The sequence below is a fragment of the Burkholderia sp. M6-3 genome (genome assembly GCF_050858985.1).
Taxonomy (GTDB): Bacteria; Pseudomonadota; Gammaproteobacteria; order Burkholderiales; family Burkholderiaceae; genus Paraburkholderia; species Paraburkholderia caledonica.
The window spans coordinates 1,022,757-1,038,379 of record NZ_CP110091.1; the positions used below are offsets into that span (position 1 = coordinate 1,022,757).

General features: G+C 61.0%; 14 protein-coding genes. 10 read left to right on the forward strand and 4 right to left on the reverse strand.

Annotated elements, in window-relative coordinates; translation table 11 throughout:
• Positions 1 to 156 precede the first annotated feature (156 nt).
• The 3 genes from OH764_RS21885 to scpC all read left to right on the forward strand — a co-directional run bounded on the left by OH764_RS21885 (position 157) and on the right by scpC (position 4,340).
• A complete protein-coding gene (locus OH764_RS21885; RefSeq protein WP_498850770.1) occupies positions 157 to 2,322 on the forward strand; it encodes an FUSC family protein in 2,166 nt (721 codons plus the stop codon).
• 138 nt (positions 2,323 to 2,460) lie between these two features.
• Entirely contained in the window at positions 2,461 to 2,673 is a 213-nt protein-coding gene (locus tag OH764_RS21890) for a hypothetical protein (RefSeq protein WP_498850771.1), read from the forward strand.
• Positions 2,674 to 2,825: 152 nt separating this feature from the next.
• Positions 2,826 to 4,340 carry an acetyl-CoA hydrolase/transferase family protein gene (scpC, locus tag OH764_RS21895; RefSeq protein ID WP_498850772.1) on the forward strand — a complete coding sequence of 505 codons (1,515 nt, stop codon included), beginning with the start codon at positions 2,826 to 2,828 and terminating at the stop codon, positions 4,338 to 4,340.
• Between the two features lie 64 nt (positions 4,341 to 4,404).
• On the opposite strand, the gene OH764_RS21900 is transcribed toward scpC, so the two are convergent.
• On the reverse strand, positions 4,405 to 4,659 hold the full coding sequence (locus OH764_RS21900; protein WP_020070279.1) for a GlsB/YeaQ/YmgE family stress response membrane protein: 255 nt from the start codon (positions 4,657 to 4,659) through the stop codon (positions 4,405 to 4,407).
• Positions 4,660 to 5,016: 357 nt separating this feature from the next.
• Between OH764_RS21900 and OH764_RS21905 the strand changes: the two genes are divergently transcribed.
• Positions 5,017 to 5,553, forward strand: coding sequence for a hypothetical protein (locus tag OH764_RS21905; protein WP_498850773.1), 537 nt, complete (start codon positions 5,017 to 5,019; stop codon positions 5,551 to 5,553).
• A gap of 75 nt (positions 5,554 to 5,628) precedes the next feature.
• On the opposite strand, the gene OH764_RS21910 is transcribed toward OH764_RS21905, so the two are convergent.
• Positions 5,629 to 6,792 carry a metallophosphoesterase gene (locus OH764_RS21910; RefSeq protein ID WP_498850774.1) on the reverse strand — a complete coding sequence of 388 codons (1,164 nt, stop codon included), beginning with the start codon at positions 6,790 to 6,792 and terminating at the stop codon, positions 5,629 to 5,631.
• 399 nt (positions 6,793 to 7,191) lie between these two features.
• Here OH764_RS21910 and OH764_RS21915 point away from each other — a divergent pair, with 399 nt between their 5' ends.
• Positions 7,192 to 7,530, forward strand: a complete 339-nt coding sequence (locus OH764_RS21915) for a hypothetical protein (RefSeq protein ID WP_498850775.1) — start codon at positions 7,192 to 7,194, stop codon at positions 7,528 to 7,530.
• An 11-nt stretch (positions 7,531 to 7,541) separates the two neighbouring features.
• Here OH764_RS21915 and OH764_RS21920 read toward each other — a convergent pair whose 3' ends face one another.
• Positions 7,542 to 8,126, reverse strand: coding sequence for a nitroreductase family protein (locus tag OH764_RS21920; RefSeq protein ID WP_498851258.1), 585 nt, complete (start codon positions 8,124 to 8,126; stop codon positions 7,542 to 7,544).
• Positions 8,127 to 8,323: 197 nt separating this feature from the next.
• Here OH764_RS21920 and OH764_RS21925 point away from each other — a divergent pair, with 197 nt between their 5' ends.
• The 5 genes from OH764_RS21925 to yjfF all read left to right on the forward strand — a co-directional run bounded on the left by OH764_RS21925 (position 8,324) and on the right by yjfF (position 14,231).
• Positions 8,324 to 8,938, forward strand: coding sequence for an alpha-ketoglutarate-dependent dioxygenase AlkB family protein (locus OH764_RS21925; protein WP_498850776.1), 615 nt, complete (start codon positions 8,324 to 8,326; stop codon positions 8,936 to 8,938).
• Between the two features lie 309 nt (positions 8,939 to 9,247).
• Positions 9,248 to 10,234, forward strand: a complete 987-nt coding sequence (locus OH764_RS21930; protein WP_498850777.1) for an ABC transporter substrate-binding protein — start codon at positions 9,248 to 9,250, stop codon at positions 10,232 to 10,234.
• A 243-nt stretch (positions 10,235 to 10,477) separates the two neighbouring features.
• Complete coding sequence (locus tag OH764_RS21935; protein ID WP_498850778.1) at positions 10,478 to 12,097, forward strand: sugar ABC transporter ATP-binding protein; 1,620 nt, start codon at positions 10,478 to 10,480, stop codon at positions 12,095 to 12,097.
• On the forward strand, positions 12,094 to 13,137 hold the full coding sequence (locus tag OH764_RS21940; protein ID WP_204523412.1) for an ABC transporter permease: 1,044 nt from the start codon (positions 12,094 to 12,096) through the stop codon (positions 13,135 to 13,137). The genes OH764_RS21935 and OH764_RS21940 overlap by 4 nt, the downstream gene beginning before the upstream one ends.
• Entirely contained in the window at positions 13,134 to 14,231 is a 1,098-nt protein-coding gene (yjfF, locus tag OH764_RS21945; RefSeq protein WP_498850779.1) for a sugar ABC transporter permease, read from the forward strand. The genes OH764_RS21940 and yjfF overlap by 4 nt, the downstream gene beginning before the upstream one ends.
• An 85-nt stretch (positions 14,232 to 14,316) precedes the next feature.
• Here the strand turns inward: yjfF and OH764_RS21950 are convergent, their stop codons facing one another.
• Positions 14,317 to 15,618, reverse strand: a complete 1,302-nt coding sequence (locus OH764_RS21950; protein ID WP_498850780.1) for an MFS transporter — start codon at positions 15,616 to 15,618, stop codon at positions 14,317 to 14,319.
• Positions 15,619 to 15,623: the final 5 nt, after the last annotated feature.

Below are 15,623 nucleotides of genomic sequence, written 5' to 3' on the forward strand. Positions count from 1 at the left end.
CGACTGATCGGCTCATTGTTGTTTGTTCTGGAAGGGAGGTTCCGCGGCTGGTCTGTTAATGCCGGCATCGCATGCTTCTACAATCGGCGCCTTACTGCCGGTGTCCACATCAACCGGCGCTTTCTTCCGCGACAAGCCCAGGCGCATTGCCTTCCAATGAAACGCCAACATGCGATTAGTCCAAACTCAGATTCCATTGAAAAGTGGCATGCGTTATTGCAGGGTTTGAGTCCAGGCGTCCGCGACTGGGTGAGTACGGACGGACTCGTTTGGCTGCACCTACTGAAAACGGTCACCGCAGGATTGCTGGCACTCGGCATAGCGATGGTGCTGGATTTGCCCCAACCGCGTATTGCTATGAGCACCGTGTTCGTGCTCATGCAACCGTTCAGCGGGATGGTGCTCGCGAAGAGCTTCTATCGGATTGTCGGAACGGCGGTGGGCGCGATGGCAGCGCTGGCGCTCGGCGCGTTGTTCGTCCAGCAGGCTGAGTTGCACATGCTCGGCATGACCGTCTGGGTCAGCGCATGTATCGCAGCGGCAGTCCGGTATCGGCATTTCAGATGGTACGGCTTTGTTCTCGCGGGTTACACAGCGGCGCTGATCGGCATTCCGACCGTAGCGACACCTCACGATCTTTTCCTCGCGGCGCTTACGCGCGCAGCCGAAGTGACGGTTGGGATCGTGTGCTCAAGCGCGGTAAGCGCGTTGGTCGTACCCCAGCGCTCGAGCCTTGCGCTACTGCGCGCACTGGAACTCCGGTACTGTAATTTTACTGCGTTCGCGGCCGACGTGCTTTCTCGCCAGATGAGTCGCAGCGCGTTCGAGCGGCGTTTCGCGGCTCTGGTCGACGAAATCGTTGGCTTTGAAGCAACGCGCATCTTCGCCGCTTTTGAAGACCCGGCGATGCGTTTGCGCAGTCATCGCCTCGGCCGTCTGAACAGCGAGTTCATGGATGCCTGCGCGCGTCTGCATGCGCTGCATCAGTTGCTCAAGCGCTCTCACGCCGGCAACGCGTCCGCAACGATGGCCACTATCGACCCGTGCCTTCGTGAACTGGCGGCATTGCTCACCTTGCAGCGGAACGCGTCCGACCATGTATCGCATGTGAGCGCCCGACTCCGTCAATTTCAGACGGCGCTTCCGCGGCAGATCCGACAGATAAGAGGACAGTTGCACGAGGCGTCGGCAGAATTGCTGGCGGATTTCGATACAGCAGCAGAACTGCTATACCGCTTTGTCGATGAATGCGCGAAGTACTCGGACACTTACAGCGCGCTTGCCCGGCGAGATGAGCGTCCACAACAACGCAGCGCAAACCACTACGTTAGTATAACGAACGGTTATGTGGTGGCCTTCACGTTTATCCGCTCGGCTACTGTGATGGGCAGCGCCGCCTGCTTCTGGATTGGGACCGGTTGGCCGAGCGGCGGCCTTGCCGTGATCGGCGCAGCCCTCGCTTGCGCGCTGACGTCGACCGCGCCGGACCCTACAAACATGGCTGTCCAGATGGCGCTCGGTTCCGCATTGGCGACCCTGGTTGGTTACGCATTCACCTGCTATGTGTACCCGAATATCGACGGCTTTCCGCTTCTCTGCGTAATGCTTGCTCCTGTGTTGGCCATAGGTGCGTATCTGGCGACGCGGAAGCGGACAGCGGGGCTCGGCGTCGGCTTTTCGGTGTTCTTCTGTCTACTCGCCGGGCCGGATAACGTCGTGGCTTTCGAGCCTGACCTTCTCATCAACAACGGCGTTGCCCTCACGGCATCGATGTTTCTCGCCGCCATTGTCCTCGCCACGGTCTTTCCCGCCGATATGCGGTGGCTCATCGAACGAATCATAGGTGATCTGCGGGCGCAAGCCGTGCTCGCATGCAAAGACCAGCGGCCGGAACTCAACCAACGTTTTCAGTCGAGTACCCACGACCTCGCTTCGCAATTGCGTCTACTGCTGACGAGGCGATCGCGGCGTCGCCGTCACGCGTTGCGCTGGATGCTGGCGACGCTCGAAGTGGGCCACGCCGTAATCGATCTACGTAACGAAGTGAGCCGTGCCCATTATCTGCAACCGCTCGATCCGCGTTGGCGTCCGGCTGTCGAAGCCGTGCTCGATCGTCTCGCGCAGCTGTTCGAGCGGCCCGACGCGCGAACTTTGGACCGCGCCTTCGTGGCGGTTCGCTCGGCTATCTGGATCGCGCAGGACCTGTTGGCCGCGGTTCGCACAGATCCCGGCGAACGTCACGACGTGCAGCGCATTCTTAGTTGCCTTCATTTCATCCGCACAGCGTTGTTGGACAAAGATGCGCCTTTCGCATCGCGCTGACGGAAGTGTGCGCCTTCATCGACGGGATCTTTCCGCCGGATGGAAAGGTCACTTCTGGGCCGCCCCGTTTATTCGCACATGCAGCGGCCATATAGTTTCATCGTTGTCTCGCAGTAACCGTTAGTCTTGGAGAACGAAATGAAATTGAAGATTGTCCTGGCCGCATGCTCTTTGTTTGCCGCTGTCGCTCATGCACAGACGCCGCAGGTCGCCCCGCAACAGCAGGCGCCGCAGGCGATTGCCCAAAGCAACGATAGCGTTGCCCCGGCGAAGCCGGCTGTCGCGCCTGCGAACAACGCCGACGAGTGTGTCGGCCCAGTGAGCTTCTGCAACATTTACTTCGGCAGCTAGAAGCATCGAGCGGCATTACGCCGCGTCCGAGAGCGTGGCGCGACGCATGGATGATGACGCCGCGGCCACTGTGAAAAGCCGACCGCCGACCAAAGCGCACCGCAGACGCGCGCACCGGTAGAGCGATCGCTGACCATGGAGGGACCCGTTTCATGTACGAAGACCGGATTCGCTGCGATTCGCTGCGCAATAAAATTACATCCGCCGCCGACGCAGCACTCGCAATTAAGGACGGCATGCGCGTGGGCGCGAGCGGCTTCACGCGCGCGGGAGACGCTAAAGCGGTTCCGCTTGCATTGGCCGAGCGCGCTCGCCACGAAGACAAACCGCTGCGCATCACCTTAATGACGGGTGCGTCGCTCGGCCATGACGTGGACCGCATGCTCACCGAGGCTCATGTGCTGGCGCGCCGCTTGCCGTTCCAGGTCGACAAGACCCTGCGGGACGCAATCAACCGCGGCGAGGTGATGTTCGTCGACCAGCATCTCTCGGAGACGGTCGAAATGCTGCGCGCCAACCAGCTCGGCAAACTCGATGTCGCGATCATCGAAGCTGTAGCTATCACGGAAAGCGGTGGCATAGTGCCGACCACATCGGTGGGCAACTCAGCAAGTTTTGCGATACTCGCCGATAAGGTCATTGTTGAAATCAACCTGGCCCAACCGCTTGCATTGGAAGGGCTGCACGACATCTGGATCCCAGGCCGTCGGCCGAATCGCGACCCGCTCCCGCTCGTTCAGCCGCGCGATCGCATCGGCACGCCGGCGATCGAAATTCCAGCCGACAAAATCGCGGCGATCGTTATAACCGACAAGCCTGATAGCCCTTCTACAGTGCTGCCCGCAGACACGGAGACGAGTCTGATAGCGGGTCATCTGATCGAATTTTTCCAGCATGAAGTTGCGCACGGACGTATGCCGCGGCGGTTGCCGCCGTTGCAGGCGGGCATAGGCACGATCGCGAACGCTGTATTGGCTGGCTTCGTGGATGCGCCTTTCGACGCGTTCGAAATTTACTCCGAGGTGCTGCAGGATTCCACTTTCGACCTGTTGGACGCCGGCAAGGTTACGTTCGCCTCGGGTGCGTCGATCACGTTGTCTGCCGCGCGTCAGGCGCAGGTGTTCGGCGAACTCGAACGCTATCGCAGCCGCCTCGTGTTGCGCCCGCAAGAAGTGAGCAACCATCCCGAAGTGATTCGCCGGCTCGGACTGATCGCATTGAACACCGCACTCGAATTCGACATTTACGGCAACGTGAATTCAACGCATGTGGGCGGCACGCATATGATGAACGGCATCGGCGGGTCCGGCGACTTTTCGCGCAATGCGTCGTGTGCGATCTTCGCGACCAAGTCGACGGCGAAGGGCGGTCTCGTTTCCAGCGTCGTACCGATGGTTCCCCACTGCGACCACAACGAGCATGACGTGGACGTGGTCGTGACCGAACAAGGCTTGGCAGATTTGCGCGGTCTCGCCCCGCGCGAGCGCGCCACGCTTATTATTCAGAACTGCGTGCATCCGCAATATCGCGAGCTGCTTCGCGACTACTACCGGGATGCGTTGCGAGCCGGAGGTCAGACACCGCATCGGCTCGAAGAAGCTTTCGCCTGGCATGCGCGGCTACGCGACACTGGGTCGATGTTGCCGGCAGCGCAGGCAACTGCTTAAGTCAGGACAATGCTGGCGTCAGGTGCGTTGCCCCCGACGCCAGCATTGTGCAACAGCGCTACGTTTAGCCGCCGCGCCGAACGAGGCGGATAATAAACAGCAGGATGACCGCGCCGATCACAGCAGTGATGATTGAGCCGATCCAGCCGCCACCCAGCGAAATGTGCAGCACGCCGGCGAGCCAACCGCCAATGAACGCGCCCACAATGCCGACGATGATGTCGACGATAAGGCCGAAGCCGCCGCCTTTGACGAGCACGCCGGCCAGCCAGCCAGCGATCGCGCCGATGACAAGCCAGGCAATGATGCCGTGTTCCATAATCGAGACTCCATGGTTGAATGTGGAAAATACGCGGTCACAAAGCTTAGTCGAAGCCGGTGGGGCAGTCCATATTCAGGATGCAGAATTAACATTGTCTGAAACTGTTGTAAGCCAGATGTAGACAATGCATGCGCACCAGAGCGACCAGGAAATTTCGACGACCAACGCAGACCGATCAACAAACTAATACGGAGTCCAAACGTTGACGGCGGTCATCATGATATACACACTATCAGCACGTTTCGTATTTCTCCGGGCATCGCAAGATTCTTACGCCTGCCTGGAAGAATAGCCAGTTTGCTGAACCGCGTTGGTTCTCCGCCGTTCTCTGCCGTTCATGTCGTCGAGGAATGTATGAAAACTAAAGCTCTTGGCATCATTGCAGGCGCATTGATTGCCGCCGCCCCGTTCGCGTCCTTCGCCGCAGGTCTACCTGCTCCGTTTGAAGGAAGTAGTACGCTGCAGGCGGAAGGTGTCGTGACATCTGTCGACCGCGCAAAGCATTCCGTGACCGTGCGAGACGTGCAGGGCGGTGAGGCGTCGTTCGACGTTTCGGATACCCGAGACCTTGCGCGAATCAGCCAGGGCGGCAAGGTTCATATCCGTATGATGCGTACCGCTGTGATCAGGGTTACCCATGGTGCGAACGGGGAAGGCGCAATCACTCCTGCCGCTGCGCCACTCGGGCAGCCCAACCCCGAACAGAATGTAAGCGCTCAAGTGCAGGCAATCGACCATGCTTCCGGCGTGATGGCGCTGAAAGACGCAAACGGCTCGGTCTTCCATCTCCAGAGTCGCGATCCGGCAAAGCTGGCAAACGTAACGCCGGGCATGCAAGTGTCGGTGGCGTTCGCGCCGCAAATCAATGTCGCGGTCGCGCCCGTGCAGTAACGAGCGTTTTGATGTGCCTGCCTGCTGCGTCGGGCGAACAGAGCATGTGCTTTCGTACGCCGCTTCCAGCGGCACTTAGTCTGGCTCGCCGGGCACAAGGCGCACCCGGGTGATCTCCGAAGGCGCCCCAAGCCGCTTCGGCGGTCCCCAGTAACCGGTGCCGCGGCTCGTGTATACCCACAATCCGTTCAGACGTGCGAGGCCAGCGGTGAACGGTTGCTGAATCCGCACGAAGAAGTTCCACGGGAAGAACTGGCCGCCGTGCGTATGACCCGACAGTTGCAGCGTGAAGCCGGCGGCAGCGGCTGCTTCGGCGGAGCGTGGCTGGTGTGCGAGCAGCACTTTGATCAGCACATCGCCCGGTGCACCCGCGATCGCTGCCATCGGGTCACTGCGGTGCAGCGGATCATGATGGCCAGCCGAATAATCGGTTACGCCGGCAATAACGGCGCGCGCGCCGTCGTGTTCGACGATCACGTGTTCGTTCAGTAGCACGTTGAGCCCGAGGCGCCGGAATTCGTCGATCCACGCGTTGGCTCCCGCGTAGTACTCGTGGTTGCCAGTAACCAGGAACGCGCCGTGGCGTGCGCTCAGGCGCGAGAGCGGCTGTGTGTGATGAGTCAGTTGTGGGACCGTGCCGTCCACCACGTCGCCTGTCACGGCAATGAGGTCGGGCTTCAGATGATTCACCGCGTCGACGATAGCGTCCACATACCGGCGCTTGATGGTCGGACCCACGTGAATGTCGCTGATCTGAACAATCGTGAAGCCATCGAGGGCGGCTGGCAGATCTTCGATCGGCACCTCGATCGTCACAACGCGGGCGCGGCGGCGGGCATTGAAGAGTCCGACCAGTGTCGACAGTATTGCAAGCACCGGCACGGCAGCCGCAGTGCCGGTGCGCCACCGAGCAAGGGCGATTGTGCCTGGCCAGATCGCGTCCACGGTCATCAGTGAGGCCAGCACCAGGTCGCGCGCAAATGTGAGAACCAGCAGCGAAGAGAAGAAGCCCATTGCCAGCAAGCCGACCCACGCGAGCCGGTCGCCGAGCGGTTGCTGTTTGATCGTGCGCGCAAGCATGCCGAGCGGAATGAGCAAGACCGACAGCACGAGCCACAAGCCTGCTAGCGTACGGACGGTCATGCTCACCGGCATGTCCGGGATCAAACGGAAGCCGACGTAAATGTGCAGCAGGATGCCAATCAGGATCAGGCGTACAAGGAACGATGAGCGGCGCATAGAGAACTTGAAGGCGGGTAGGGGCCGGGAGGACGAGCGCCGGCGGTGGTCGGTCGCTGCGGCGATGTAACCGACGGGCTGGCTCATTCTACCGGCATGCGCAACGGCGTGCCGGCGCACGAAATGCACGGGTGTCCGCGGGAAGTCGAGTGCTTCGCTGCAGCGCAGCGATAGTGGCATGCAGCCAATGCGTCGACAAAGCATTTGCCGGAAGCCATCCACCACGAGCAGGCCTCGGCACGCTGATAACCCTAATTAAATGGGCTTTGAATTAAGCGTGGGTGTGAGCTATGCTGAAAGTGAGCCGGCTGGCAGAAAGAGTCGCTGCAACGTCTATCGACACGACAGCGATCGAATTCAGTCGGCGTTATCGCCACAAAGGCGAGGCAGGAGGCGATCATGAAGCTGCTCGGATCAGGTCATCGTTTTCACCCCGGGGGGCCTGCGCACCGTACTCATCACGTGGGATACGAGGGCAGTCATGTGATGTTGCCTCTCGTCGGCCTGTCGTTGATGGCGTTGGGTTTGTACCTCGGCGTGCGCAACATAGACTTCTCCGAGCTCGGCAAGAGCGCCCTATTCGGTGTCGTCATGCTGTGCGTCACGCTTGGTATTGCGGGGCTGTTCGGGGTCGTCGGCGCCTGGCTTCGTTCCAATGGCGACGAAACCGTAGAAAATTTCTGCTTCGTCGGCGCAGTGATAGGCGTCGTCGTGTTCTACATCGCAATCTTCACCTGAAACGGCGTGCGTCAGACTATCCGCGCGGCCTCGGCGAAGCTCAAGCGGGGGCTGCGCGGAAACAGTTTCGACGCATCACCGTATCCGAGATTGACCAGGAAGTTCGACCGGATCGTCGTGCCGGCGAAGAAGGTCTCGTCGACCTGGGTTGCGTCAAAGCCCGACATTGGCCCGGCGTCAAGGCCAAGCGCCCGAGCGGCGAGGATCAGGTAGCCGCCTTGTAGCGTCGAGTTGCGAAACGCCGTGTCGTCAATAGCTTTGTCATTGCCGGCAAACCAGCTGCGCGCATCGGCATGTGGGAAAAGCTTCGGCAGATGCTCATAAAATGCCAAATCCATCCCGACAATGACCGTCACCGGCGCCGCCATCGTCTTGTCCACGTTACCGGGGGACAAAGCGGGTCGCAGCTTCTCCTTGGCAGCCGGGGTTTTGACAAAGACGAATCGCCCTGGACTGGAATTCGCCGACGTCGGGCCGAGCAGCGTCAACTCGACAAGTTGCTCGAGCAATGCGTCATCAACGGGTTTCGGCTGCCAGGCACTATATGTGCGAGCTTCCCGAAACAACTGGTCGAACGCCTGATCCGATAGATTCATCATAATGGTCCAATGAAGGTGGCACCGGAAAGTGCTGGACGCGCTCGTGCCGCGATCGCAGCGCAATGAGAAGCGCCATTAGACGCATCCGCCGAGTCCAATGAAACCGCAAAGCCGCTAAAGCAGGCGGGTAGTCTTTGCCACCATAATAGTCAACGTTCCATTGCGCACGCTTCGCGCTCGTTTCAAGCAACCATATGACGGACCTATTCGATGACCTTCCGACGCCTGACGTCGCCTGGTATCCCGACTGGCTCGCGCCCGATAGAGCCGAGCAGTGCCTTGCGCAACTTCTAGCCGAAGTCGAATGGCGGCAAGATACGATGGGTACGCCCGGCGGCCGCGTCGCGCTGCCGCGGCTAACCGCGTGGCAGGGCGATCCCGACGCGGTGTATGTCTATTCCGGCATACGCAATCTGCCGCAACCGTGGACGCCCACAGTCGCGGAACTAAAGACCGCTGCCGAAGCGGCCAGCAATGCGCGGTTCAATAGCGTTCTGCTCAATCGCTACCGCAGCGGCACGGACAGTATGGGATGGCATGCGGACCGCGAGCGCGAGCTCGGGCCACAGCCGGTCATCGCATCGGTCAGCCTGGGCGCGGCGCGCACGTTCGACCTGCGGCATAACAAAACCGGCACCATCCAGTCGTTCTCGCTGAAAAGCGGCAGCTTACTTGTAATGAAGGGCGAGACACAGGCCGAATGGCGGCATAGGGTGCCGAAAGAGCCGCGCGTAGCAGGCGAGCGCATCAACCTGACCTTCCGATGGGTCACACCCCGCGAGGAAGCGAGTCGGCCGTCGCGCGCCTGAACGCCCGCTCGCAGATTCGACTTCCTGGACGCAGCAAAACGCGTGTCACTCAGCAGGTAAGCACATAAAAACCACCGGCCGCTTTGCGCCACTCCGATCCATGAGCGGATTAGCGCCCCCGAGCTTTGCACCCGCCGTCTCCGCATAAGCCCGCGTCCTATATCAAAATTGATATTGCCGCCGCGAATCATATGATTGGACTGTTAAGGCCCGGCACACTACGCTACATCACGATCCACGCATCGCGCAGGCCTCAGGGCCGCGCGGATTCGACGGGGTCGCCTACACAACAACGATCAGGAGACAGTCATGGCGAATACACGACGCGCCGCATGTCGTGCGTTGGGCGCGCTCGCCCTGTGCGCGGGTTTCGGTACGCTGACGCTGGCAACGCCCGGCGCCTATGCGCAGGACAAACAGATCACGCTGGGTTTCGCCCAGGTCGGCGCCGAAAGCGCATGGCGGACCGCCAACACGGAGTCGGTGAAATCCGCGGCGGCCGACGCCAAGATCAAACTCAAGTTCTCGGACGCGCAGCAGAAGCAGGAAAACCAGATCAAGGCGATCCGTTCGTATATTGCGCAGAAAGTCGACGTCATTGCTTTCTCGCCGGTCGTCGAATCTGGCTGGGAACCGGTGCTGCGTGAGGCTAAGGCCGCGAAGATTCCTGTGATCCTCACTGACCGCAATATCGACGTCAAAGATACCTCGCTGTACGTGACGATGATCGGCTCTGACTTCCTTGAAGAGGGCCGGCGCGGCGGGAAATGGCTCGCCGACCACTATAAAGATGCTCAAGGTCCGCTCAACATCGCTGAATTGCAGGGAACCGTAGGCTCTGCACCGGCGAACGACCGGCACGCTGGCCTCATCGAAGTGATCAAGAGCGATCCCAAGTTCAAGGTTATCGCGTCGCAAAGCGGCGACTTCACGTTGGCCGGCGGCAAGCAGGTCATGGAAGCGTTTATTAAAACCTATGGGAATAAAATAAATGTAGTTTATGCGCATAACGACGATATGGCGCTCGGCGCTATCCAGGCAATGGAAGAGGCGGGCATGCATCCAGGCAAGGACGTCATTGTCGTTTCGTTCGATGCAACCAAGGGCGGCTTCCAGGCGATGGCCGCGGGCAAGATGAATGTCGACGTGGAATGCAGTCCGTTGCTCGGACCGCAACTCATGTCGGCGGTAAAGGATGTGGTGGCCGGCAAGCCGTTGCCGAAGCGCATCCTGACCGAAGAAACAGTCTTCCCGATGAGCGTTGCGGCGCAGACGTTGCCGACGCGAAAGTACTAGGAAAAGTAATTAGTCTTCCTTGCTATTTTCCTGTATGCCATAACAGTTAATCCAGCACTGGCAGTAGCAGAGGAAGCTGTAATCGAGCTTCAAAAGTTTCTCCAGCGGTGCCTGACCGTCCGATTGCTTGGGCAGCGGACGGTCTCTTTTCACCCGATGCTGGGGCTTGCCGTAACGATGGCAACACAGGCACGACGCGCCAAGGCACCACGACACCAACGCACCGCCGCTCGAGCGAGGTCTATGACGCATCCCGCTTCCGAACCGAATCCGCCGGCCACGAGAACGCCCCCGTTCGTTGCAGCTACCGTTGCGGTAGACCGCGACGTGGACCCCTGCGAGCCGATTCTTGCGACCACCGGTGTCAGCAAGACGTTCCCTGGCGTCAAGGCGCTCCAACGCGTCGATTTCCGGCTGTTCCCCGGCGAAGTTCACACGCTGATGGGGCAGAACGGCGCAGGCAAGTCTACTCTGATCAATGTGCTCACTGGCGTGATCGCACCCGACACCGGGACGATCAGGCTGGCGGGCGAAGTCGTTGCGTTCGCTTCGCCGCAGGAAGCCGAGGCGGCAGGTGTACGCACGCTGTATCAGGAAGTCAATCTGTGCCCGAACCTGTCGGTCGCTGAAAACATTTTCGCCGGCCGGCAGCCGCGGCGGTTCGGCGCGATCGATTGGCCCGACATCAAACGACGCGCGCAAGCCGCACTGGCACGCCTCGATATCTCGCTCGACGTGACGCGCTCGCTCGACGCCTATCCGATCGCAGTGCAGCAGATGGTGGCCATTGCCAGAGCGCTTTCCGTCGATGCACGCGTGCTCATACTCGACGAGCCTACGTCGAGTCTCGATGACAGCGAAGTCGCTCAGCTCTTCAAAATACTTCGGCATCTTAAGCAATCTGGAATCGCGATTCTGTTCGTCACGCACTTTATCGAGCAGACGTATGCTATTTCCGATCGCATTACGGTTATGCGCAACGGCGAGCGCGAGGGCGAATACCTCGCGCGGAATCTGTCGGCCGATCAACTGGTCGCGAAGATGGTCGGTCACGAGCGCATGAGTGAGCGCCTTCGCGAAGCCGCGCATGAAGCGTCCGCTCCGGGCGGAACGGAACGAGGCGAGCGGGCAGCGTCGGCGTTTATCGAATTGCGCGGCGTGGGCAAGCGCGGCACCTTGCAGCCGATCGACCTGAATGTCGAGCGCGGTCAGATACTCGGACTCGCCGGACTGCTCGGTTCCGGCCGCACTGAGACGGCGCGGCTGTTGTTCGGCGCGGATCGTGCCGATAGCGGCACGATGCTCGTGGATGGCAAACCCGTACGGCTGCGCTCGCCGCACGATGCGGTGCGCCACGGCATTGCGTATTGCGCGGAAGACCGCAAGAAAGAGGGCATCGTCGCGGACCTGTCGATTCGCGAGAACATCCTGCTGGCATTGCAGGCAAGACGTGGATGGTGGCGCAAGATCAGCCGTCAACGCGCGCGCGAACTGGCCGACTTGTGGATTGAACGGCTCGGCATCAAGGTCTCGGACGCTGAGCAGCCTATCGGGCTTCTATCAGGTGGCAACCAGCAGAAAGCGCTACTTGCGCGCTGGCTCGCCACCGATCCGAAACTCCTGATTCTCGACGAACCCACGCGCGGCATCGATGTCGCTGCGAAATTCGACATCATGGACCGTCTGCTCGCGTTGTGCGCAAACGGTCTGAGCATTCTGTTCATTTCGTCCGAGATCAGCGAAGTGCTGCGCGTCAGTCATCGCGTGGCCGTCTTGCGCGACCGCCGCAAGATCGCTGAAGTCGAGGGCAAGGCGTCGAATGAAGACAATATCTACCGACTCATCGCGGGGAGCGGCGAATGAAGCTATCGAACTGGCTCGCGCGTGACGGCGTCGAGCGTCCGTTGATCTGGCCGTGCGTGACACTGGCGTTGTTGTGCGCGTTGAACCTCTGGGTCAATCCGCATTTCCTGTCGCTGCGTATGCTCGACGGCCATCTGTTCGGCGCGCCGATCGACGTGTTGAACCGCGCCGCGCCGCTCGTGCTGGTCGCGACCGGCATGACGCTCGTTATCGCGACGCGCGGCATCGACATTTCGGTGGGCGCGGTCGTCGCAATCGCCGGCGCCGCCGCGGCGACGATACTCGCGACGCAACCTGTGCCGACCGGCAGCCTGATCGCGCAGGCGTTGCTTGCGGCGCTGATCGTCGGTGTGTTGAGCGGCATGTGGAACGGTTTGCTCGTGTCCTTTGTCGGCATGCAGCCGATCATTGCGACGTTGATTCTGATGGTCGCAGGTCGCGGCATCGCACAGTTGTTGACGGCCGGGCAGATCATTCCGATCGGCGCGCCCGGCTATCTGTTCGTCGGCGGCGGCTACTGGCTCGGTGTGCCGTGCTCGGTATGGATCGCGACGATCGCCGTGCTGGCGACAGCGGCGCTCGTCGAGGGAACGGCGCTCGGGCTCTTTATCCGCGCGATCGGTGTGAATCCTGTTGCGACGCGCCTCGTCGGCTTGCGCTCGAAAGCGCTCGTCTTCGCGGTGTACGGCTTCTCCGGCCTGACCGCGGCGATGGCGGGCATCCTGATCAGCTCGAACGTGCGCAGCGCCGACGGCAACAACGCCGGCCTTCTGCTGGAACTCGACGCTATTCTCGCCGTCACGCTCGGCGGCACGTCGCTGCTCGGCGGCCGCTTCAGTTTCGCCGGCACGGTGCTCGGCGCACTGATCATCCAGACGCTGACCTACACGACGTATTCGATCGGTGTGCCGCCCGAAGCTACGTTGGTCGTGAAGGCGGCGGTCGTGCTCACGGTTAGCGTAATCCAGTCGCCAGCCGCGCGCGCACTCGCAATGTCGGTCGGCATGCAGATGATCAAGCAACGCGGGGTGGCACGATGAGACGATTCTTCTCTGCGTGGGCGCATATTGTCGATCCGCGCACATTGCCCATTGCGGTCACGATCCTGCTGTTCTGCGCGCTGTTCGGCTTCGGTTCCGTGATGTACACCGGTTTCTTCTCGTGGCAGGTGCTGCTCGATCTGCTTGTCGACAACGCTTTTTTGCTGATCGTTGCGATCGGCATGACGTTTGTGATCGTGTCCGGCGGCATCGACCTGTCGGTGGGTTCCGTGGTTGCGCTCACCACCATCGTCGAAGCGGTATTGTCGGAACGCTATCACTTATCGGTGTGGGTGATCGTGCCGATCGTCTTGGTGATGGGCACCGTATTTGGCGCAGTGCAAGGCGCGCTGATTCATTTCTTTCGCCTGCAGGCGTTTATCGTGACGCTTGCTGGGATGTTCTTCGCGCGCGGCTTGTGTTTTCTGATCACCACGCAGTCGATCACGATTACGGATCCGACCTTTCACGCGATCTCGGCATTCCGGCTCGACATCGGCATCGGCTCTGTGACGGCGAACGTGCTGATCGCATTCGTCGCGCTGCTCGGGGCGATCTACGTCGCTCACTTCACGCGTTTTGGCCGCAACGTGTACGCGGTAGGCGGCAATGCGCGCTCCGCTTTGCTGATGGGGCTGCCGGTCGCGCATACGCGCATCGGCGTGTATGCGCTGAGCGGCTTCTGCTCGGCGCTCGGCGGCGCGGTGTTCACGTTCTACGTGTTGTCCGGCTACGGCCTGCAAGGGCAAGGCATGGAACTCGACGCCATCGCGGCAACCGTGATCGGCGGAACGCTGCTGACGGGCGGTGTCGGCTATGTGGTCGGTTCGCTGTTCGGCGTCGGCATTCTCGGCACGATTCAAACGTTGATTACGTTCGACGGCACACTCAGTTCCTGGTGGACCCGCATCGTGATCGGCGCGCTGCTTTGCGCTTTCTGTTTGCTGCAACGGCTGATCGAACGGCATGCAAAGTCGGTGCGGCGACCTGGCGGCACCGGCGCGGTCGTCACGTCGGGACGCGGGCGCGGGCAAACCGAGCCTTCAGGCGCATCGGATTCGCACGTGATAGGACGCGCGCCCGAGCAGGCGTGAGCAGTGGCCGGCGGCGGGTGAGAGCCGCGGACTATGAACAGCGAACTCAGCGGCCCATCAAAACGCGCCACACCCGCCGCGTACCTCACTCCCTCAGCGCCTGCCCCCGCGTTTCCGGCAGCGTAAGCGCGGCGAGAATCACTATCCCGTAGGCTGCCGCCGCGAATGCGCCGATCGCATGGCCAAGCGTCATTGTCTGCGACACGTAGCCGATCAGGAATGGAAACGTCGCGCCGATAGCTCGCCCAAAGTTGTAGCAGAACCCTTGGCCCGAACCGCGAATCCGCGTAGGAAACAACTCGGTCAAAAACGCGCCCATGCCAGAGAAAATCCCCGATGCGCAAAACCCAAGCGGGAAACCGAGCACGAGCATCGACAGATTATCCAGCGGAAGCTGCGTGTAAATCGACGCAATCGCGCATGAGGCGACAGCGAACGCGATGAACGCGCGCTTGCGGCCAATGCGGTCGCTGACATAGGCGCCCGTCAGATATCCGCAATACGAGCCGACGATCACGACGCCCAGATAGCTGCCGGTGCCGATCACGCTCAAGTGCCGCTCGGTTTTCAGATACGTCGGCAGCCACGTGGTCACCGCGTAGTAGCCGCCTTGCACGCCGGTCGCGAGAATAGATGCACGCAGCGTCGTCCAGACAATATCGCCGCGGAAAATGTCGAGCATCGAAGGACGCGCCTGAGCCGCATCCTGAGCTTCTTTTTGCCGCCGATGTACCTCCGGCTCTTCGACGAAGCGGCGGATCCAGATCACGAACGGCGCCGGCGCAATGCCGATCGCGAACAGCACACGCCACGCGTAATCGGCGGGGACGAGCGAGAAAACGGCCATGAAGAGCAATGTCGACACGCCCCAGCCGATCGCCCAACCAGCCTGCACCAGTCCCACCGCCTTGCCGCGGTCGCGCGCGCGGATCACTTCGCCGATCAGCACGGCGCCCGCGGTCCATTCGCCGCCGAAACCCAGCCCCATCAATCCGCGCGCCCACAGAAGTTGCGAGAAGTTCTGCGCCAGCGCGCAGGCCAGCGTAAAAATCGCGAACCACAGAATCGTGATCTGCAAGGTCTTCACCCGGCCGACGCGATCGGACAGTACGCCCGCCGCCCAGCCGCCGACCGCCGAACTCAGCAGCGTGACTGTGCCGATCAGTCCTGCATCGCCGCGCGTGATGCCCCACGTCGCGATCAGCGTCGGAATCACGAAGCTCAGGAATTGTGTGTCCATTGCATCGAGCACGTAGCCGATCTTGCAACTCCAGAACGCGCGTTTCTCGGCAGCGGAGATCTGCCGATACCACGCAAATGGGCCTTTCGCTGCGACGGAGCCGTCGTAGCGCTCGGCGTCCGCGGTCAACTGCGCTTTGGTTTCCATGCTTG